The organism is Vibrio ostreicida (assembly GCF_013074385.2).
Taxonomy (GTDB): domain Bacteria; phylum Pseudomonadota; class Gammaproteobacteria; order Enterobacterales; family Vibrionaceae; genus Vibrio; species Vibrio ostreicida.
The window spans coordinates 1-19,319 of the sequence record NZ_JABEYA020000023.1; the positions used below are offsets into that span (position 1 = coordinate 1).

Annotated in this window: 21 protein-coding genes and 3 tRNA genes; 3 read left to right on the forward strand and 21 right to left on the reverse strand. The window is 44.9% G+C overall.

Annotated features, from left to right (window positions below):
- The 9 genes from HLM86_RS19005 to fkpA all read right to left on the reverse strand — a co-directional run.
- Window positions 1-122, reverse strand: a 122-nt coding sequence (locus HLM86_RS19005) for a GTP-binding protein (RefSeq protein ID WP_254868837.1), incomplete at its 3' end; no start/stop codon positions are given.
- Between the two features lie 151 nt (window positions 123-273).
- Window positions 274-2,376 (reverse strand): elongation factor G, encoded by a 2,103-nt coding sequence (fusA, locus tag HLM86_RS19010; RefSeq protein ID WP_076590635.1) that lies wholly within the window; start codon window positions 2,374-2,376, stop codon window positions 274-276.
- Between the two features lie 139 nt (window positions 2,377-2,515).
- Window positions 2,516-2,986 (reverse strand): 30S ribosomal protein S7, encoded by a 471-nt coding sequence (gene rpsG, locus HLM86_RS19015; RefSeq protein WP_076590634.1) that lies wholly within the window; start codon window positions 2,984-2,986, stop codon window positions 2,516-2,518.
- 104 nt (window positions 2,987-3,090) lie between these two features.
- Entirely contained in the window at window positions 3,091-3,465 is a 375-nt protein-coding gene (gene rpsL, locus HLM86_RS19020; protein ID WP_004399892.1) for a 30S ribosomal protein S12, read from the reverse strand.
- Window positions 3,466-3,652: 187 nt separating this feature from the next.
- Window positions 3,653-3,928, reverse strand: a complete 276-nt coding sequence (tusB, locus tag HLM86_RS19025; RefSeq protein WP_076590633.1) for a sulfurtransferase complex subunit TusB — start codon at window positions 3,926-3,928, stop codon at window positions 3,653-3,655.
- Between the two features lie 7 nt (window positions 3,929-3,935).
- Window positions 3,936-4,292, reverse strand: coding sequence for a sulfurtransferase complex subunit TusC (gene tusC / locus HLM86_RS19030; protein ID WP_076590632.1), 357 nt, complete (start codon window positions 4,290-4,292; stop codon window positions 3,936-3,938).
- Window positions 4,289-4,684 (reverse strand): sulfurtransferase complex subunit TusD, encoded by a 396-nt coding sequence (gene tusD, locus HLM86_RS19035; protein WP_076590631.1) that lies wholly within the window; start codon window positions 4,682-4,684, stop codon window positions 4,289-4,291. Before tusD ends, tusC begins: the two co-directional genes overlap by 4 nt.
- Window positions 4,681-5,403 (reverse strand): helix-turn-helix transcriptional regulator, encoded by a 723-nt coding sequence (locus tag HLM86_RS19040; RefSeq protein WP_076590630.1) that lies wholly within the window; start codon window positions 5,401-5,403, stop codon window positions 4,681-4,683. Before HLM86_RS19040 ends, tusD begins: the two co-directional genes overlap by 4 nt.
- Before the next feature lie 175 nt (window positions 5,404-5,578).
- The gene (gene fkpA / locus HLM86_RS19045; protein ID WP_076590629.1) at window positions 5,579-6,352 is read right to left on the reverse strand and encodes an FKBP-type peptidyl-prolyl cis-trans isomerase; all 774 of its coding nucleotides are present in this window, start codon (window positions 6,350-6,352) and stop codon (window positions 5,579-5,581) included.
- Between the two features lie 138 nt (window positions 6,353-6,490).
- Between fkpA and HLM86_RS19050 the strand changes: the two genes are divergently transcribed.
- Entirely contained in the window at window positions 6,491-7,471 is a 981-nt protein-coding gene (locus HLM86_RS19050; protein WP_076590628.1) for a WD40 repeat domain-containing protein, read from the forward strand.
- A gap of 2 nt (window positions 7,472-7,473) precedes the next feature.
- The gene (locus HLM86_RS19055; protein ID WP_076590627.1) at window positions 7,474-7,701 is read left to right on the forward strand and encodes a SlyX family protein; all 228 of its coding nucleotides are present in this window, start codon (window positions 7,474-7,476) and stop codon (window positions 7,699-7,701) included.
- Here the strand turns inward: HLM86_RS19055 and HLM86_RS19060 are convergent.
- The 9 genes from HLM86_RS19060 to tsaE all read right to left on the reverse strand — a co-directional run bounded on the left by HLM86_RS19060 (window position 7,698) and on the right by tsaE (window position 17,016).
- The gene (locus HLM86_RS19060; RefSeq protein WP_170883745.1) at window positions 7,698-7,883 is read right to left on the reverse strand and encodes a DUF2065 domain-containing protein; all 186 of its coding nucleotides are present in this window, start codon (window positions 7,881-7,883) and stop codon (window positions 7,698-7,700) included. The two genes, HLM86_RS19055 and HLM86_RS19060, sit on opposite strands and share 4 nt — an antisense overlap.
- Window positions 7,884-7,946: 63 nt before the next feature.
- A complete protein-coding gene (gene hflC, locus HLM86_RS19065; protein WP_076590625.1) occupies window positions 7,947-8,927 on the reverse strand; it encodes a protease modulator HflC in 981 nt (326 codons plus the stop codon).
- Window positions 8,928-8,929: 2 nt separating this feature from the next.
- The gene (gene hflK / locus HLM86_RS19070) at window positions 8,930-10,126 is read right to left on the reverse strand and encodes an FtsH protease activity modulator HflK (protein ID WP_076590624.1); all 1,197 of its coding nucleotides are present in this window, start codon (window positions 10,124-10,126) and stop codon (window positions 8,930-8,932) included.
- A 44-nt stretch (window positions 10,127-10,170) separates the two neighbouring features.
- Complete coding sequence (gene hflX, locus HLM86_RS19075; protein WP_076590623.1) at window positions 10,171-11,460, reverse strand: ribosome rescue GTPase HflX; 1,290 nt, start codon at window positions 11,458-11,460, stop codon at window positions 10,171-10,173.
- Between the two features lie 44 nt (window positions 11,461-11,504).
- Window positions 11,505-11,771, reverse strand: a complete 267-nt coding sequence (gene hfq, locus HLM86_RS19080; protein ID WP_076590622.1) for an RNA chaperone Hfq — start codon at window positions 11,769-11,771, stop codon at window positions 11,505-11,507.
- A gap of 186 nt (window positions 11,772-11,957) precedes the next feature.
- The gene (gene miaA / locus HLM86_RS19085; RefSeq protein ID WP_076590621.1) at window positions 11,958-12,905 is read right to left on the reverse strand and encodes a tRNA (adenosine(37)-N6)-dimethylallyltransferase MiaA; all 948 of its coding nucleotides are present in this window, start codon (window positions 12,903-12,905) and stop codon (window positions 11,958-11,960) included.
- Window positions 12,902-14,827, reverse strand: a complete 1,926-nt coding sequence (gene mutL, locus HLM86_RS19090; RefSeq protein ID WP_170883746.1) for a DNA mismatch repair endonuclease MutL — start codon at window positions 14,825-14,827, stop codon at window positions 12,902-12,904. Before mutL ends, miaA begins: the two co-directional genes overlap by 4 nt.
- A 9-nt stretch (window positions 14,828-14,836) precedes the next feature.
- Complete coding sequence (locus HLM86_RS19095; RefSeq protein WP_170883747.1) at window positions 14,837-16,558, reverse strand: N-acetylmuramoyl-L-alanine amidase; 1,722 nt, start codon at window positions 16,556-16,558, stop codon at window positions 14,837-14,839.
- Window positions 16,552-17,016, reverse strand: a complete 465-nt coding sequence (gene tsaE, locus HLM86_RS19100; protein WP_076590618.1) for a tRNA (adenosine(37)-N6)-threonylcarbamoyltransferase complex ATPase subunit type 1 TsaE — start codon at window positions 17,014-17,016, stop codon at window positions 16,552-16,554. The genes HLM86_RS19095 and tsaE overlap by 7 nt, the downstream gene beginning before the upstream one ends.
- Before the next feature lie 206 nt (window positions 17,017-17,222).
- Here tsaE and queG point away from each other — a divergent pair, with 206 nt between their 5' ends.
- Window positions 17,223-18,335, forward strand: a complete 1,113-nt coding sequence (gene queG, locus HLM86_RS19105; RefSeq protein WP_170883748.1) for a tRNA epoxyqueuosine(34) reductase QueG — start codon at window positions 17,223-17,225, stop codon at window positions 18,333-18,335.
- A 631-nt stretch (window positions 18,336-18,966) separates the two neighbouring features.
- On the opposite strand, the gene HLM86_RS19110 is transcribed toward queG, so the two are convergent.
- The 3 genes from HLM86_RS19110 to HLM86_RS19120 all read right to left on the reverse strand — a co-directional run bounded on the left by HLM86_RS19110 (window position 18,967) and on the right by HLM86_RS19120 (window position 19,281).
- Window positions 18,967-19,043: transfer RNA gene (locus tag HLM86_RS19110), tRNA-Met, on the reverse strand.
- Window positions 19,044-19,109: 66 nt separating this feature from the next.
- Window positions 19,110-19,185 (reverse strand) — tRNA-Gly (locus HLM86_RS19115).
- A gap of 19 nt (window positions 19,186-19,204) precedes the next feature.
- Window positions 19,205-19,281, reverse strand: a tRNA-Met gene (locus tag HLM86_RS19120).
- Window positions 19,282-19,319: the final 38 nt, after the last annotated feature.

The window sequence follows — 19,319 nt, forward strand, 5'->3', positions numbered from 1 at the left end:
CCGTACACTTTTGATAGCGTTGTACAGATTGCAGCAGTTAGAGTTGTTTTACCGTGGTCAACGTGGCCGATAGTACCAACGTTTACGTGCGGTTTCGTACGTTCAAATTTTTCTTTAGACACGATCGTGTTCCTTCCTAGTTATGATTCGTCGCGAGCGTTATTGATCACGACGCGCCAGAATTTGCTATTTTATGCGCCAACGTCCATCAGCGCAATATTTGGACGTATTGATCTTTAAAAAAGTCTTGCTATTTTTAAAGATCTGTCCGTTTTATTGGTAACCGCGCTCTGCGACAATCTTTTCTGCAAAGTTCTTAGGTACTTCAGCGTACTCATTGAACTCCATCGAATAGGACGCTCGGCCCTGTGTTGCAGAACGTAGGTCTGTTGCGTAACCAAACATTTCAGATAGAGGGACTTGAGCACGAATGATCTTAAGACCCGCCACACCTTCATCCATCCCTTCGATGATCCCACGACGACGATTGAGATCACCCACAACATCACCCATCCAATCTTCAGGTGTTGTTACTTCAACATTCATCATTGGCTCTAGAAGTACAGGTTGTGCTTCGAGGGCCCCTTTCTTAAAGGCCATTGAACCAGCAATCTTAAACGCTATTTCGTTAGAATCCACATCATGGTATGAACCATCGAACAACGTCGCTTTTATATCCAGTACCGGATAACCTGCAACGACACCACTGTTCATTTGTTCTTCGATACCTTTCGCCACCGAACTGATGTATTCTTTAGGAACCACGCCACCGACTATATCGTCGACGAAAACAAAACCTTCACCCAATTCAGCAGGCTCTAGTTTGATCCACACATGACCATACTGACCACGGCCACCAGATTGACGTATGAATTTCCCTTCCACTTCCGCACTACCACGAATTGTTTCCCGGTACGCGACCTGAGGTTTACCGACATTACAGTCAACACTGAATTCACGTTTCATACGATCGACAATGATATCGAGGTGCAGTTCGCCCATACCCGAAATCAACGTCTGACCGGTTTCGTCGTCAGTTTCGACACGGAAAGAAGGGTCTTCAGCCGCCAACTTCCCTAAAGCAATGCCCATCTTTTCTTGAGCAGCAACAGAGCGTGGTTCTACAGCAATTTGAATCACAGGCTCAGGGAATTCCATACGCTCAAGAATGACTTTATGATTCTGATCGCAAAGGGTATCACCTGTTGTGACATCTTTAAGGCCGATCGCAGCAGCAATATCTCCCGCTCGAACTTCTTTCACTTCTTCACGTTTGTTGGAGTGCATCTGCACAATACGACCAAATCGTTCTTTCTTTTGCTTGACTGAGTTATAAACAGCATCGCCAGAATTGACGACCCCTGAATAAACGCGCATGAAAGTCAACGTGCCAACAAATGGGTCAGTCGCGATTTTAAAAGCCAAAGCCGCAAACGGTTCGTTGTCGTCAGCATGACGCTCAACTTCGTTATCATTATCGTCGGCGCCTTTAATCGCAGGGACATCAATCGGAGATGGAAGAAACTCAACCACTGCGTCAAGTACTGCTTGCACCCCTTTATTCTTAAATGCACTACCACAAGTCGCGAGCACAATTTCGTTGTTCAAAGTACGATCACGCAGGGCTTGCTTTATCTCTGATTCAGTGAGCTCACCGTCTTCAAGATACTTATCCATCAACTCTTCGCTTGCTTCAGCGGCAGTCTCAACAAGATTATTGCGCCACTCTTGTGCAAGTTCGATCATGTCTTGTGGAATATCTTCATAGGTAAACGTCATACCTTGATCGGAGTCATTCCAGTTTATCGCTTTCATCTTGATCAGATCAACGACACCTCTGAATTCATCTTCAGCCCCAATATTAAGTTGGATTGGAACAGGCGTCGCTCCAAGACGATTTTTGATTTGGTCAACAACACGAAGAAAATCAGCGCCTGCACGATCCATTTTGTTGACGAAGACCATACGAGGAACATGATATTTATCCGCTTGACGCCATACTGTTTCGGATTGAGGTTCAACACCTGATGAGCCACAAAACACAACCACAGCACCGTCAAGAACACGCAATGAGCGCTCTACTTCAATAGTAAAGTCAACGTGTCCGGGAGTATCAATAATGTTGATGCGATGATCTTGGAATTGCGCTTCCATACCACGCCAGAAGGTGGTGGTTGCAGCGGAAGTGATCGTGATACCACGTTCTTGTTCCTGCTCCATCCAGTCCATGGTAGCCGCGCCATCGTGAACTTCACCGATTTTATGAGAAAGACCAGTGTAAAACAGAATACGTTCACTTGTGGTGGTTTTACCTGCGTCTACATGAGCCACGATACCAATATTACGGTAGCGCTCAATAGGTGTTTTACGAGCCACGATTGAATCCTCTTAAATTAGGGACTATTGCTATACCCAGCAGGCGGAAAAAGTTTTCGCTCTAGAAATAGCAATAGTTCCTAGCTTACGCATAGGAACTAAAGTAGTGCCACGAGGGATCTCGTGGCACTGAAAGGTATTACCAACGGTAATGAGCAAATGCTTTGTTAGCATCAGCCATGCGGTGAACGTCTTCACGTTTCTTAACCGCAGTACCTTTGTTCTCAGACGCCTCTAGCATTTCAGCAGCTAGGCGTTGAGCCATAGATTTTTCACCACGCTTACGCGCAGCTTCAACCAACCAACGCATAGCAAGCGCGTTACGGCGAACCGGACGAACTTCTACAGGAACTTGGTAAGTTGAACCACCTACACGGCGAGATTTAACTTCTACCGCAGGGCGAACATTTTCAAGAGCTTCTTCAAATACAGCTAAGTGATCTTTACCAGATTTCTCAGCCATAGCATCTAGTGCAGTGTAAACAATTTTCTCTGCAGTAGATTTCTTTCCGTCAACCATAAGGATGTTAACGAACTTTGCCAGCAATTCAGATTTGAATTTAGGATCTGGAAGGATCTTACGCTGACCAATTACGCGACGACGTGGCATGGATATTCTCCGTTGTCTTCTTCAGGTTTTTTCCAAAACTTTTCAGAATAATAAATAAAATAGTGTTTGGCCTTACTTAACGCTTTCTTTTAAAAAAAGTCGCATTAAGACTTAGGACGTTTCACACCGTACTTAGAACGACCTTGTTTACGGTCATTTACGCCAGCACAATCAAGTGCGCCGCGAACAGTGTGGTAACGTACACCCGGAAGGTCTTTAACACGACCACCACGGATTAGAACCACTGAGTGCTCTTGAAGGTTGTGACCTTCTCCGCCGATGTACGAAGTCACTTCGAAGCCGTTCGTTAAACGAACACGACATACTTTACGAAGTGCTGAGTTAGGTTTTTTAGGTGTAGTCGTGTAAACACGTGTACATACACCACGTTTTTGTGGGCACGCTTCTAGTGCAGGCACGTTGCTTTTAACAACCTGCTTTGCACGAGGCTTACGTACCAACTGGTTAATAGTTGCCATTAACTAGCTCCTGAATTTACTTGAAAGTAAGCTTTGTGAAAAATCTATCCCCAAATGCCAATGACAATTAGGGACGCAAAATTCTATGCAGCAGTGGGAGGTGTGTCAAGAAATATACGAATCTTTTTTGTGCAACTTGCTTACTTGGATGATGAAGTCGATGAATATTGCTTCAAAGCAGGAGGCTTCAATCCCAAGTTAACGAGCTTTCCTGTTCGACAGTGAGGTCAACGAAGCCCTCATAGTCAACGATATGGATTGACGGACTGACGCCATTTAAAGCGCCTCGGGCCTTCAAGTCATTAGCGAGTACCGAAGCGTTTAACCCTTTAATAAGCGGATGCCATCGATGTTGTGAATTCGCCACATACACTGCATCCTCAATTAGAATTAAAGCATCCGCTTCACTATAGGCTTTTCTAACATCTTCTAGGGCTTGTGCCGATTTGACGATATGTAACATAAATTTCCTAAAATGAGAGGAGCTTTCCAGGCTGATGCAATTGTTCTATTAGTTCATCGCTCTTGAGGGAGTGTACTTCAATGACAAAGTCCGCGCTTGTCAAACCTCGCTCACTAAGAGATTGTGAACACACATAGACCTTCTCAATATCATAAAGATCAAAGAGCTTTAGCATCGGTGCGTAATGTTTGCACAGAATTTCTTCTGGATGCTGTTCTGCAAGTAACTGATACACACCATCCCCCATAAAAATGACGCGTATGTCCTCACAGTAGGCTGACGCAGCAAGCAAAGCATCAATCCCCTCGCGACCGGATGAACAACCATGGGGGGCACGGCGAAAAAGGAATGTTAATGGACTCAAAACTGCACCACTCTATCTTGGGTTAACATGGCTTCGGCAAGACTCCCTAATCCGGCCTGCTCAAAGCCCGCAGCAAGGTTATTGTGCAGCAATTGATGCTGACTTGCCTCTTCTACTCCAACAACCCCCCTTCGTAATGCCGCGGCGACACATGTCTCCAACCGAACATCATTCTCCAAGGCCAGTAATTGCCAAGCTTTCACAAGATCAAATTCATCGTTAGCCGGCACACTCAGTGATGTGCCATTAGACACGCCGTCTTGATAAAAAAACACGCTAGTTAAATTGTGACCTTTTTTAACAAGGCTAGAGGCGAACTGATAGGCACTGCGTGCAGACTGACTGCCATAAACCGATCCGTTGACGACCAAGGTATAGCTCAATTTGTTCACACTTCCTCTTCCTCTGTTTTGCGTTGTCGAATGTAAAGATAGACCGTATGTTTAGAGATATTGAGACGATCAGCGACTCGATTGATCGCATCTTTTATATCAAAAATCCCCTTGTCATAGAGTTCCATCACGATTTGACGGTTTTTCGTATTGTTCGAGACTGACTTGTCTGCGTTAATTTCTTCGATGCTTCTTTCGACCGTTTGGTCCACCAGCTCTTCAACATCACTGGCAAAGTTGACCGAAGACGCGGCTTCTTTGGCTTCTTCGTTCGGTATAAATGACTGCAATACCTGTGAAAAAGGGGCATCCAAATTCACATTGATACACAATAAGCCAATCACACGATTCTCACCATTTCGTATCGCTACTGTAATTGACTTCATTAATACCCCCCCCTTCGCGCGAGTGAAGTAAGAACGTGAGAAATTGCGCTCCGAACCTTCAATATCACGCAGCATTTTCAGGGCTAAATCCGTGATAGGAGAACCAACCTGACGCCCGGTATTCTCGCCGTTAGCAATTTTAATGGCTGACGTATTGAGATCCTCAAGGGAGTGCAGCACGATTTCACAAAATGGGCCGATCAAACTCGCGATGCCATCGACGACGGCTTCGTAAGATCTCAAAATTATTTTATCGTGCTCACTGAATGGCATCACATTAACAGAGTCCATTTCGAGCAACATATCCGTGTTTACAGTTTCTGTAGTCGTCACTTGATAAGCCTTCGAGCGAAAAATCAACAAATTGGTGTAAGTTTATCAGAAATTTTGAATTGAACCTCTAGCGATCATTCGATCTAGTGATTTGGGACAAATAATTCACGCTACCAAAACGAAAAAAGGCCTGACAAATGTCAGACCTTTCACAAATCAGATTCGAAACGTTACGTTATTGAACGACTTCTTCTTCACCCGCATCGATTTTTAAAAGCTCAACTTCAAACACCAATGTTGAGTTGGCTGGGATACTTGGCGTATCCTGTTCACCATAAGCAAGTTCAGGCGGAATAACAAATTTGAATTTAGAGCCAACAGGCATTAGCTGAACGCCTTCAGTCCAACCCGCAATCACTCGATTAAGTGGGAACGTCGCGGGCTGATCACGGTCATAAGAGCTGTCAAACTGAGTACCATCAGTCAGCGTACCTTTATAGTGAACCTGAACGGTATCGGTCTCTTTTGGCAACTCACCTTCTGCTTTAGTCATGACTTGATAAAGGAGACCGGTATCTGTTTTTATTACGCCGTCTTGCTTCTCAAATTCAGTTCGGAAGTCCTCACCTGCCTTCTTGGCAGCCGCTGCTTTCTCTGTCGCCTGTGCTTGCATTTTCTCTGCAACGCGCTTGTCTAAAGATTCAAGGGTAGCGCGAGTTTCTTCTTCGTTGAGCCCAGGGGTGCCAGCAAAAACGTGTTCGATCCCTTGCAGAACCATATCTTTATTTAATGTAATGCCTATCTCATTAGGCTTATCCAAGCTGGTATTCAGGTAGTTAGCAAATGAAACCCCAATCGCATACGCTGCTTTTTCGTCTTCAGATTTAAAGTTAACCGTCTTTGCAGTTTCTGATTGTACTTGTTCTGTCTCTGTCTTAGCTTCATCTTGACAGCCAACCGCTAACATTACTGTTGCAGCAAGCAGGGACACTTTAAAAATAGATTTCATCGAATTCTCCAATTAATGGCTAACTATTTGTCTTTGTGCACAAATCTTCAATTTTGACTGGTGCATGACGTCATGTTGTACCACTATAACCAATATGCGTTTTAATTAAACGTTAACTTAAGCGGATCTTTGTCTTTAATGCGAATAATTTTTCATACTCTGCTACTTGTGTTTGTCATGACAGCGTTAAATGGCTGCTTTTTTTCAACACACGATGATCAACGTTGGGTCATTGAGCCTCTGGGAACAACAAGTTTTGCCTTAAGCAGAGATGCCCGCTTCGCTTTACTTTATTCTAAGGAACATCAGCTCGTACTTTGGGACCTCAACGAAGGTCAACAGCTTGCCTCATTGGGCGAGCAAGATCTTCAATCCAGTACTGTTTCTCGAATCCGTATCTCAGATAATGGCCGATTTGCTATTACCGCGACACAAATCAACTTTGCTGTCTGGGATTTAGCTTGGACTCAAGCGAAAGGGTTGTGGTCCATTTCAGACGGGTTAATTCGCGATGTTGATATCGCCAGTAATGGCGAGCAAGTCTTACTCGGCCTTTCCAATGGTAAAGCGATTTACGTTAACTTAGTCACTGGACGCCGTTTAGAGTTCCTTGCTCATAACGAAAAAGTGAATTCCGTTTCTCTATCACCCAATGGCCGCTTTGCCCTTTCGGGTGGAAATGACTACACCTCGTATCTTTGGGATACCCAAACAGGTCAAATACTGCATACCTTTGAACATGAGCAACGTGTCAATCGAGTGGCCTTACACAGGGATGGCTTATACGCGCTGACTTCTGATGGTGGCAACCAAGCCATCATATGGGATTTAAAAACTGGGGAGAAGGTGTCCAAACTGCGCAGTTTCTCACGCCAGCTCATCTTTTCTAGTGCACGATTTTCAGATGATGGCCAATATTTGGTGACCGGTACACCTTCAAGTCGGATTATGGTGTGGGATACACAAACAGGTAGTCGAGTGGATGGTTTCGAGGCTGAGCCTTTAAAAGATACTCGCCCCCCACGAGCAGTGGTGTATGATGTTGCTTTTGATAACCAGAATCGCGTGATTTCGGGCACCTCCGCGGGGATAGCCCAAGCGTGGAGTGTAGATGACTAATTATGACTGAAAAGCAGGCTGAACAACTAGAAAGCAGACTTAATGATCTTGAGTGTCAGGTGGCATTTCAAGAACAAACAATTGATTCTCTCAATGATGCGTTAAGCCAACAGCAGCTGCTCATCACCAAAATGCAAGACCAAATGAAATATGTGGTCGGCAAAGTCAAAAATATCGATAACTCAAATATGGCCGACGCGGCAGAAGAAACGCCGCCACCGCATTACTAGTAAAACACGTAAAAGACAACTAGACCAATCACAACAAGGCAACCTCCCACCTGTCTGAGCTGGTTATCAGGTCGTGCCATAAGCTGACCAAGCATCGATTTCCAGCCTTTAGGTGCGATCAACGGGCCCAAGCCCTCAACAATCAAAACCGCCCCTATGACGCTCCACCACGAGTGAGACATTTATTATTCCTTAAAAAAGTAAAGGCTCCCTTTAGGAGCCTTTATCATATTGATTATTTGTGATTATTTCGGCGCACCAGCAGCGTGATTCATGTATTGGAAGAAATCACTTTTTGGATCCAACACGAGGATATCACTCTTATCACTGAACGATGTCTCATAAGCTCTTAGAGAACGAAGGAAACTAAAGAATTCAGGATCCTTGTTAAAGGCATCTGCATAAATCTTCGCGGCTTCGGCGTCTGCGCCACCTCGCGTAAAGCGAGCCGTTTTGTCCGCTTCTGCAAGAATTTTGGCCACTTCAAGCTCCGCTTGTGCACGGATCACCTCTGCCTGCTCACGGCCCTGCGAACGGAATTGTCTGGCAACTGATTCCCGTTCAGCACGCATACGATTGTAAATAGATTTACTGATGCTGTCCGGCAAGTTGATTTTCTTCATCCGAAAATCAACGACATGGATACCCAAATCGTCCATAGCATCTTGGCGAGTTCCATTTAGGACATTGTCCATAATTTTATCTCGTTCACCATCAATCTCTAGGGCTTCTTTAGCGGCTTCCGTCGTCACTTCAACACTATCAATACTGTCAGGCAAAACTTGCTGATTGCGTGGCCCTGACACGATCTGTTTGATCTCACGTGAGCCGATTTCTGAACGAAGAACATCCGTCACTTTTCGTCCCAATAACGTCTGAGCTGTCGCAGAGTTGCCCCCTGTTGCAAGATAGTACTTACCAAAGTCCTCGATACGCCATTTGACGTATGAATCAATGATCACATCTTTTTTCTCTGAGGTCACAAAACGGTCAGAGCGACCATCCATTGTCTGGATACGCGCATCAAGCGTTTTAACCGTATCGAAAAACGGCATTTTAAAATGCAGGCCAGGTTTATAGGCTTGTGCTTTTTCGCTGTCGTTATTGTCTTTTAGTACTCGGCCAAAGCGAATGACCATTCCACGTTCACCTTCTGGAATGACAAACATCGACATCAGCATCAAAACTAACGCCACTACAATGATAGGGATAGTTAACTTACTCATGATTAATATCTCCCTTGACGATTGGTGGTACTTGAGCGTGAAGACGATTCGTTACTCTGAGTATTCAATTGAGGCTCCAGTTCAATCTGTCCGTAAGTCGAGGTTTCTTGAACAGTACGTGGTTTAGTGCTGCCTTTACCTTCCGTCAATTTATCAATCGGTAAGTAAAGCAAGTTGCCGCTCGATTCAGAGTCAATAAGGACCTTAGAAGTGTTGGAATACACTTTTTCCATTGTGTCTAAATAAAGACGATTCCGAGTGACTTCAGGGGAAGCCTGATACTCTGGCAACAACTTCTCAAATTGTGCCACTTGGCCCAACGCACCGTTAACGGTTCTTTCATTGTAGCCTTGCGCTTCTTTAAGCAGGCGTTCAGCACGGCCTTTCGCTTTGGGAATAATATCATTTTGATACGCTTCTGCTTCACGCTTAAATCGCTGTGCATCTTCACGAGATGCGGTCGCGTCATCAAAAGCGTCCTTTACTTCCTCAGGAGGTCGGGCATCTTCGAAGTTAACCGCAACGATCTCTATACCCATATCGTAACTATCAACGATATCTTCAAGTGTCACTTGGGTACTCTGTCGGATAGATAAACGACCACTGGTCAAAATACTATCCATTAACGAGTCACCAACAACGGCTCGCAAGGCCGAGTCAGTCGCCTGACGTAAACTGTCATCGGCATTGGTCACCTTGTACAAATAATTGTAAGGCTGATCAACTTTATATTGAATATCCATCGCTACATTGACCACGTTCTCATCTTTGGTCAACATTAACCCTGATGAACGCAATGAACGAATCGCCTGCACATTCACTGACGTATAATCATCAATGAATCGTGGCCTCCAGTTCAAACCCGGGTCAACGAGACGATTGAACTTACCGAGTCGCTGAACAACACCTCTTTCGGCTTCACCTATGGTGTAAAAGCCTGAAAAAAACCACACAGCAACGGCGATTATCGCAATGGCGCCAAAGCCGATAGCGCTTCCACCGCCGCCTAGAGATGATCCCTTACCACCTTTACCGCCACCAAACTTTCCACCCAGTTTTTGACTCAGTTTATTAAAAACTTCGTCTAAGTCTGGCGGCCCTTGCTCACGACCACCCTTGTTACCACGATTATTATTGCCCCAAGGGTCATTGTCGCGGCCATCGTTGCCGTTATTATTACCAGGCTCATTCCACGCCATTAGAAAGCTCCATCATTGATATGACGTTATACTCTAGCAGTCATTTAAGTAACTATAAAGTCACGAAAAACTGCCCCTTCTCTTTTTTCAATTCTAGACCAGTCCGCTTGTTGCATACGAATATCGATCAACAAGTTGCCGCCCTGATCATATTCCTCTCGCTGAATACATTTCATCTGAGAGAATTTGCTACGAATACGCCCCTGATACTGTGGCGGTATTCGCAAATGATGTTGAACCATCTGATTCGCAAGACGTTCCGTCAGCGCTTCAAATACCAGTTCAATACCTGTGCCGTCCATTGCTGACACCCACACCGTTTGAGGAACCCCCTCCTCGTTTCGAACAATACGAGGCTTTTGATTATCGAGGGTGTCAATCTTGTTCATAATAACAAGCATCGGTATTTCATGGGCTTCAATTTCTTCCAATACGATGTCGACCGCATGAATATTCTCACGAAAACGCTCATCACCCGCATCTACAACATGTAACAAAATGTCAGCTTGCTGCGTTTCTTGAAGTGTTGCTTTAAATGCGGCGACCAAATCGTGTGGAAGATGGCGAATAAATCCAACCGTGTCGGCCAAAATCGCCGATCCAATATCGGACAATCGAATCTTCCTTAATGTCGGATCTAAAGTTGCAAAAAGTTGGTCTGCTGCATAGACACCCGCTGCAGTGATGCGATTGAACAGTGTTGACTTACCTGCATTGGTGTATCCCACTAAAGAAATGGTCGGAATTTCCGCTCGATTTCGAGCCCGTCGACCTTGCTCACGCTGTTTCGCTACTTTGTCGAGGCGACGAAGTATTGTCTTTATACGCTCTCGCAGTAAACGTCGGTCGGTTTCTAATTGGGTTTCGCCCGGCCCCCGTAAGCCAATGCCCCCTTTTTGTCTTTCAAGGTGTGTCCAGCCTCGAATAAGCCGAGTCGATATGTGGCGAAGCTGTGCAAGTTCTACTTGCAATTTACCTTCATGTGTACGAGCTCTCTGCGCAAAAATATCAAGGATCAGGCCAGTCCTCGCGATAACCCGACATTGACACAAAGCTTCAAGATTACGTTCTTGGGCTGGAGAAAGAGCGTGATTAAAAATAACAATATCGGCGTCAGATAACTGAACTGCACGAGCAATTTCCTGAGCCTTACCCTCACCAACATAGTATTTGGGATGTGGGGATTGACGGCTGCCTGTTACAACTTGTAACGTTAAGACACCCGCCGAAGACACCAGCATTTCTAACTCACTGAGATCTTCCCACTCCCCTTCTTGCGTGAAGTTAATATGAACAAGTACGGCTCGTTCCCCGGTTTCATAGCGGTCAAACAAGCTATCAACTCCTAAACTGAATAAAAATCATGTAAAACAGAGACTTAATCTTCTGATTTCTCTGGTGGACGGTCACCATTCTGAGGGCGTTCACCACTGTGATGGCTTACCGGACGTGCAGGAACGACCGTTGAGATTGCATGCTTATACACCATTTGATTGACTGTATTTTTCAACAAGATCACGAACTGATCAAAAGACTCTATCTGACCTTGCAACTTAATTCCGTTTACCAGATAGATAGATACTGGGATACGTTCACGACGTAATGCGTTTAAGAATGGGTCTTGAAGAGATTGCCCCTTAGCCATTTTATTTTCCTTATTTTGTAATTTTGTTCTCGTTATCTCGCTCGCGTTGCATCGCCATCTTAACTGAGGCTTTTGCATCTGAGCTTAACGAATAAAACACCCTCTCACACTCTGTTATGAAGGCTATGCCGCCAAATTTCAAGTCACAGATTGTTTACAGGATACATTCACGCAAAAGCGATCACATTATACTGAGTTGAAACCATCTGACGCTATGACGTTAGAAATGGTTTCCAAACCTTGTTCAATGTTTTCACTATCTAACCAAGTTAAGTCATCCCAGCTGCGTAACCAGGTGATTTGTCGCTTGGCCAACTGGCGGGTCGCACAGATACCTTTAAAAACTGCATCATCTAAGGTGCTTTTCCCGTCCAAATAATCCCACATTTGCCGATAACCGACGCATCGAATAGAAGGAAGATCGGGGTGAAGATCACTACGAGCAAATAACGCTCTCATCTCTTGCTCAAAACCCGCTTCCATCATTTTTTCAAATCTCAGCTCGATCCGGCGGTGGAGTTCAGCCCTTTCCTTGGGAGCTATAGCAAACTGCTTGACCCGAAACGGCAGGCTTTCGCCTTTGGTTTGAGTCAGTTCAGTAAGAGTTTTACCCGAAATCCGATAAACTTCCAATGCCCGAGATAATCTTTGCGGATCATTAGGGTGGATTCGCTTTGCGGAAATGGGATCTATCTCTTTTAACTGATCGTGCAGTACGTCCCAGCCTTGAGTCAATGCCTCTTGCTCAATTTGCTGGCGTATTTCAGGTTTTGCAACAGGAAGGGGTGATAAACCTTCAAGTAACGCTTTGTAGTAGAGCATGGTTCCACCGACCAACAAAGGAATTTTACCTTGCTCAACAATATTATTCATTTCATGAAGCGCATCCCGGCGAAAGTCCGCCGCTGAATAAGTCTCGCTCGGGTCCAAAATATTGATGAGACGGTGTGGAGCCAGTAATTGCTCGTCAGCATCCGGTTTTGCGGTCCCTATATCCATATCTCGGTAAATTAACGCCGAATCCACAGAAATAATTTCAACCGGAAATCTTTCACGTAAACGAATCGCAAGTTCGGTTTTACCTGAAGCGGTTGGGCCCATTAAAAATAGAGCCAATGGAAGTTCTCTTTTCATAATTTCATCGCTGCAATCGTTGCAGAAAAATCAACAGGCTGAACGAATAAACGGTCTTCAAAGGGCAGTTTTCCCTGCCAGAGCCTCTCTATCTCAGCAATGAGCTGTATCGCTTCCGACAAAGTGTAGTCGCTTTTAACCTGCGTGATATAGTGGGTTATCCAATGAGATAATTCTTCATTCGACAAGATATGCTGTTTTTCTGATTGAGTAGCCGCATACGATAGCAGATCCGTCATCAATAGTTGTAAGTTTTGCTGACGGAGTGGCTGAGGAACACCCATGACTAAAACAGAAGATGCCACTCTTTTTTTGAGTTCAATACCAAGTCGAGAAAAAACAGGTTTGAGTTGATTGGCCGCTTCCATTTGAGCATGATTTAACTGAATCGATAAAGGCACTAATAAAGGTTGGCTCTTTAAGTCTCCATCACCAACGCATAGCTGCCCTTTGGTACGCAACCACTCCGCTTTGGCGAGCGATACCAACTGAACGCCTGATTTGTCGCCCATCAGCAAATACTGACCTTGAGTCACCATAATGGCTTTACCTAATTCACCGATAACTTTCTTGTCTGACGTAAAGTCCCTTTGCGAATCAGGGAAAGGTTGCAAGGTTGCTTCTTGGCCGATTTCATTTTTAGGGGTATCAAGCAACGCTTTGTATACTTTGACGGCTTGTTGGCTGAGTGGTTGTGCCGAAGGCCGTTCGACCACCTTCGCCGATGAGGGCTTGGCTGACCACTCATTCTTAGGCTGAGTCTCAGCGACATAATTCACTTGGTTAGGATACGCGGGCATTTTTCCCACAGCATCAGTGTCGGACTCAGAGGCCACATTGAGCGATGCAGTCTCAGGTAAGAGATGATTACCCGAGCTTGGGTGGTGGAATGCTGAGGCGTTTAGCTGCGGTTTATCAATTTGCTTACTTTGAACCAATGCATCACTGAGCGACTGATAAATAAAATCATGGACCAGTCTCGCTTGATGAAAACGGACTTCATGCTTCGCTGGGTGCACATTAACGTCAACCAGGTGCGGGTCTATGCTGATAAACAGCACATAAGTTGCAAATTGATTAGGCTGTAGACTGGTTTCATAACTTTGACGAATGGCATGATTAATTAATTTATCACGCATCATCCGGCCATTGACGTAGCAGTATTGTAAATCGCTTTGTTGACGAGCCCCTTCAGGAGTGGTGATCCAACCTGTCAATGTCAGCCCATGATGCTCCACCTCAATGCGCAACATGTGGCGGACAAAAGGTTGCCCGCAAACAACCGCAATACGTTTCTCTTCTTGAGCCTGTGTTTTTGCCGCACGATATTGCTTTACCATATTACCATTGTGTCTCAGGTTGATAGTGACATCAAAGCGACTCAATGCTATCCGTTTTAGCAATTCATCAATGTGGGTAAATTCCGTTTTTTCTGTGCGCAGAAACTTACGGCGAGCAGGCGTATTAAAAAACAGGTCCAGTACTTCAACCGAGGTTCCCACAGGGTGGGCTGCGGGTTGCACTTTAACTTGCATCTCACGACCTTCGCTATACGCAGACCAAGCTTGCTCTTGTGTCGGAGGGCGAGAGGTCAGAGTCAGGCGTGAAACAGAGCTAATGCTCGCCAATGCCTCACCTCTAAACCCAAGGCTCATGATCGCTTCAAGATCATCCAAACAATGAATTTTTGAGGTAGCATGACGACTCAATGCCAGACCGAGCTCATCTTTGACAATGCCTTTGCCATTGTCTCGTATTCGGATGAGTTTAGTCCCCCCTTTTTCGATATCAATATCGATACGGGTTGCACCAGAATCCAAGCTATTTTCAACTAACTCTTTTACCACTGAAGCGGGCCTTTCTACGACCTCACCCGCTGCAATTTGGTTCGCCAGTCGCGCTGGTAACGTTTTAATCGTCATACTTATGGCTTATTTGTTTGGAATCATCAAAATTTGTCCAATAGCCAGTTCATCAGAACGTAGATTATTTGCACTACGAAGAATATTGACACTGACATTGTACTGACTGGCTATTTTGCCAAGAAACTCTCCGCGCTTAACTTTGTGCTTACGCACAGGCTGGTCGGTCAAACTGACGGTAATGTGCAATTTTTGCCCTAATACCAAGGTGTCCGAACTGAGTTTATTCTCTCGTTTAATATCGGAGACTGACACCTTATACTTAGATGCAATTTTACCAAGATACTCACCTCGACGCACCGTATGGGTGACGGTCTTAGTTTCTACTGGATTACTCATTTCGGGAATAGTAACGCCACTTTTGGCACTCGGTATCGTCAGTAATTGGCCAATTGCAAGACTCGAACTTTTCAACTTATTAGTCTGCATAATCGCTGTGGTCGTCGTCCCATATTTCTTAGCCAAAACAGAAAGTGATTCACCGCGCCGGACTTTATGCTGAAGGCTCTTTCCTCGATTGGCGAACAAAGTACCTTCCGGTGGGTTAGCTTCAAAATACTGCACAATTGCTTTTGTTAATGCTCGAGCTAATTTGTCTTGGTGACTACGCTGGAATAACAATTTCTCTTCTGTCGGATTCGAAATAAAGCCTGTTTCAACCAAAACAGAAGGAATATCCGGTGATTTCAGCACCGCCAAACTGGCATTAACGGGCTTACTCTTGTGCAATTTAATACCCGATTTCCCCATTTGTTTGAGGATCTGAGTCGCCACTTTAAAGCCCTCTTTCTGAGAATGGCTAAACTGGAGATCCAGTAACGTCTGACTCACGTTGCGATCGCTTGTATTTTTTGCGAGCACCTCTCCGGCCCCCCCTAACAATTGAGATTGTTCCTCATGGTTTTCTACCCAACGAGCGATTTCTGAATTGGCTCGTCGAGTATTGAGAACAAAAACTGAGCCTCCACGTGGCTGTGGGGAGCGGAATGCATCAGCATGAATCGATACCAATAAGTGCGCTTCATTTTTGCGTGCTATTTCAGACCGTTTATTGAGGTTAACGAAGTAATCTCCTCTCCGTGTTAAGACCGCTTTCATTCCTGGGACAGCGTTAATCTGGTCAGCCATTTTCTTTGACACAGCAAGAGTCGCATGTTTTTCATACTTGCGAGAAGGACCAATAGAACCAGGGTCCTCGCCACCATGCCCAGCATCAATCGCGACGACAATATCCGCCGTACCGAGCAATTGAGAAGCGTGTCGATTCACCTTTGCAGTCACACTCGGCGTTTTAGTCGTACCTGAAGAGCCGGCAGATTGATGGGGTAAATCAATCACCAAACGATGACCGTATTGACCACCAGGGGTAGGGGCCAGTTTAAACAACTGAGCGGCAACTTTTCGTTTGAGTTCGAAAACAAGCCTATATGTGCCTTTTTGCGGGGGTGAGCTTTTTCTGATTTTCTTTAAAACTGGGCTATCTGATACTTTGATTGGCAACCGAGTACCAAGCGATGTTTGCTTTAAATCAACCACTAAACGTTGTGGGCTGCTCAAAGTAAAATAACTGAACTCTACTTCAGAGGTGAGATCTATCACCACTCTTGTCTCATCAGGCGAAGGCCAAACACGTATCCCTTCAAGTGCATTTGCCCACAAATACGTGGGCAACAGACCTAAAACGACAACTAACGAAACACAACCCGAACGAAAAAATTGACTGATTAACATAGCTCCAACTGCGCAAGTAATTTATACCCATAGTCGTTATTCGCAATAAGCTCTACCACACGAGCTTGGCCGTCATAACGTAACTCAATATCCAAATCAGCAAGAGGTAACATTCCCTTACCCTTTTCGGGCCATTCAACCAAACAAATGGCATCAGGAGTAAAATAGTCCCGTATTCCCATAAATTCGAGTTCCTCTGGATCCGCCAACCGGTAAAGATCAAAGTGATAAACCTGCCAATCTTCAAGTTGATACGGCTCCACCAGCGTATAGGTTGGACTTTTCACATTACCTTGATGTCCGAGAGCTCGCACAAAACCACGACTGAATGTCGTTTTACCTGCGCCTAGGTCACCATGAAGATAGACGGTAGTCTGCTGTGAGCACACGCTTGCCAGCCTTGCCCCTAACTGAATCGTGGCGTGCTCATCTTTTAGGGCAAATTGTTTCTTGGTCATGAAGATCAATCTCTACTGAGTGACTATATAAAAATCAAAAGAACAGGAATAGTAAACTGGGTTGGAATTGGGAGACAAGCATTGTTATGTAATTAAAAACCAAATTTCTGCAATTGTTGCATAAATTCGCTTTTTTCTTGGCTAGATTCATAGAAAAAGATCCGTTAAGATCCTCCTTCTAGCCTTTCCGCACCCGAGTCGATAGCATGAACTACCAAGAGCTTGCAAACAAGATCAAAGTTTGGGCAAAAGAGCTCGGCTTCCAAAAAGCAGGGATTTGCGATATCGACTTAAGCGCCCATGAAGAAGCACTGCAGAAATGGATCGACGCAGAGTATCATGGAGAAATGGACTGGATGGCCCGTCATGGGATGATGAGAGCACGGCCAGATGAACTTCTTCCTGGCACCGTCCGTGTTATTAGTGTCCGTATGAACTACCTTCCACCAGAAGCGCATTTCGCTTCAAACCTCTCCAACCCTACTGAGGCTTATATTAGCCGTTATGCGTTAGGGCGAGACTACCACAAGTTGGTGAGAAATCAGCTCAAAAAATTGGGACTAAAGATAGAGCAGGAAGTTGGACAGTTCGGGTACCGACCTTTTGTAGACTCAGCCCCGATCTTAGAAAGACCTTTGGCTCAAAAAGCAGGGCTGGGTTGGACAGGCAAGCACTCTCTGATTCTTGATAAAGAGTGTGGCTCATGGTTTTTCCTCGGAGAGCTACTCATTACTCTACCGCTTCCGGTCGATAAACCGAGTGAAGAGGCATGTGGTAAATGCACAGCATGTATTACATCATGCCCGACACAAGCCATCGTCGAAGACGGTGTTATTGATGCCAGACGTTGCATATCGTATTTAACCATAGAGTTTGACGGGGTTATCCCAGAAGAATTTCGCCAAGCGATGGGCAATAGAATCTATGGCTGTGATGATTGCCAGTTAGTCTGTCCTTGGAACCGCTTCTCCGACCTAACCCAGCAGACAGATTTCCATCGCAGAGAGGCGTTTTCATCTCCTGATCTCGTTAACTTGTTTACATGGGATGAGCAAACATTTCTTAAAAATATGGAAGGCTCAGCGATACGAAGAATAGGCCATATAAAATGGTTAAGAAATTTATCTATCGCTATGGGCAATGCCCCGTATTCATCTAAAATCATTGAAGCCTTAGAACAGCGTCAAGGATTAAACGATATACTGGACGAACATATTCATTGGGCCTTGAAACAACAAATTGCCCAAATTCCAAACTCTTCGACTAAGCTCAATAGGCTGATAAGAATAGTGCAGAAAGGTTTACCAAGAGATGCATGAACCTAGCCCATTTTTCACAATAAAATTTGATTTCGGTCTAAAAACATCAATGTGGAAAAAAGAAAGCGTTATTGCACGTTTTCTTTCAACTTAAGAAGTTAACCACATAAGTCACAAATGACATAGATCAAAACAATATCATGTATTGAACAGCAAACAGACTCTTAAAATCACGAAAAAATCCCAATAATTCTTTTATTAACATACACTTATGAAGACATTGAAATAAAAGAATATTCACAGAACAATCCGAAGATCTTTTACCCAACATGTTTATCTAGATATGATCTCAGGTTACTCACCAAGTTATCCACACAGTGAAATCTGTGGATAAGTCTGTTGACAGTTTTGTCTACCCCAGAATGCGCTTAGCCTGCCATTCGAGCACTCACACCAACAACGGATTGATGAATAAAAGTAGAGACATAAAAACGCCCACCCATAAGGGAGGACTCTTTATAATTTGATTGTTTATGCTTCACAGCATTAGGTAAAGAGCGGCGGCCTATTGGCCTAATCAGATATTGGGTATCTGAGGAGAATCTGGATGAACAGGCACGATGCCTTATCACTAAGAGCTGAACTGTCTCACTCTTAACTGAGTTGGTCTACAAACCATTTCAGATTTAATTGGTTGCGGGGGCCGGATTTGAACCGACGACCTTCGGGTTATGAGCCCGACGAGCTACCAAACTGCTCCACCCCGCGTCCGTATGCCATCAATCAAAGTTTGATGAAGACTTTCACCGTTAAGCACGATGAGAGCGATAAAACTGGAGCGACACACGAGGTTCGAACTCGTGACCTCAACCTTGGCAAGGTTGCGCTCTACCAACTGAGCTAGTGTCGCAGATTCTCATTAAGAGAATTGGTTGCGGGGGCCGGATTTGAACCGACGACCTTCGGGTTATGAGCCCGACGAGCTACCAAACTGCTCCACCCCGCGTCCGTATGCCATCAATCAAAGTTTGATGGGGACTTTCA

Bases quoted from the DNA above. Each gene is read 5' to 3' on its own strand.
- rpsG (WP_076590634.1), bottom strand. From the start codon at position 2,986: ATGCCACGTCGTCGCGTAATTGGTCAGCGTAAGATCCTTCCAGATCCT.
- rpsL (WP_004399892.1), bottom strand. From the start codon at position 3,465: ATGGCAACTATTAACCAGTTGGTACGTAAGCCTCGTGCAAAGCAGGTT.
- tusB (WP_076590633.1), bottom strand. From the start codon at position 3,928: ATGTTACATATCGTCAAATCGGCACAAGCCCTAGAAGATGTTAGAAAA.
- fkpA (WP_076590629.1), bottom strand. From the start codon at position 6,352: ATGAAATCTATTTTTAAAGTGTCCCTGCTTGCTGCAACAGTAATGTTA.
- HLM86_RS19050 (WP_076590628.1), top strand. From the start codon at position 6,491: ATGCGAATAATTTTTCATACTCTGCTACTTGTGTTTGTCATGACAGCG.
- HLM86_RS19055 (WP_076590627.1), top strand. From the start codon at position 7,474: ATGACTGAAAAGCAGGCTGAACAACTAGAAAGCAGACTTAATGATCTT.
- HLM86_RS19060 (WP_170883745.1), bottom strand. From the start codon at position 7,883: ATGTCTCACTCGTGGTGGAGCGTCATAGGGGCGGTTTTGATTGTTGAG.
- hflC (WP_076590625.1), bottom strand. From the start codon at position 8,927: ATGAGTAAGTTAACTATCCCTATCATTGTAGTGGCGTTAGTTTTGATG.
- hflK (WP_076590624.1), bottom strand. From the start codon at position 10,126: ATGGCGTGGAATGAGCCTGGTAATAATAACGGCAACGATGGCCGCGAC.
- hfq (WP_076590622.1), bottom strand. From the start codon at position 11,771: ATGGCTAAGGGGCAATCTCTTCAAGACCCATTCTTAAACGCATTACGT.
- miaA (WP_076590621.1), bottom strand. From the start codon at position 12,905: ATGAAAAGAGAACTTCCATTGGCTCTATTTTTAATGGGCCCAACCGCT.
- mutL (WP_170883746.1), bottom strand. From the start codon at position 14,827: ATGACGATTAAAACGTTACCAGCGCGACTGGCGAACCAAATTGCAGCG.
- HLM86_RS19095 (WP_170883747.1), bottom strand. From the start codon at position 16,558: ATGTTAATCAGTCAATTTTTTCGTTCGGGTTGTGTTTCGTTAGTTGTC.
- tsaE (WP_076590618.1), bottom strand. From the start codon at position 17,016: ATGACCAAGAAACAATTTGCCCTAAAAGATGAGCACGCCACGATTCAG.
- queG (WP_170883748.1), top strand. From the start codon at position 17,223: ATGAACTACCAAGAGCTTGCAAACAAGATCAAAGTTTGGGCAAAAGAG.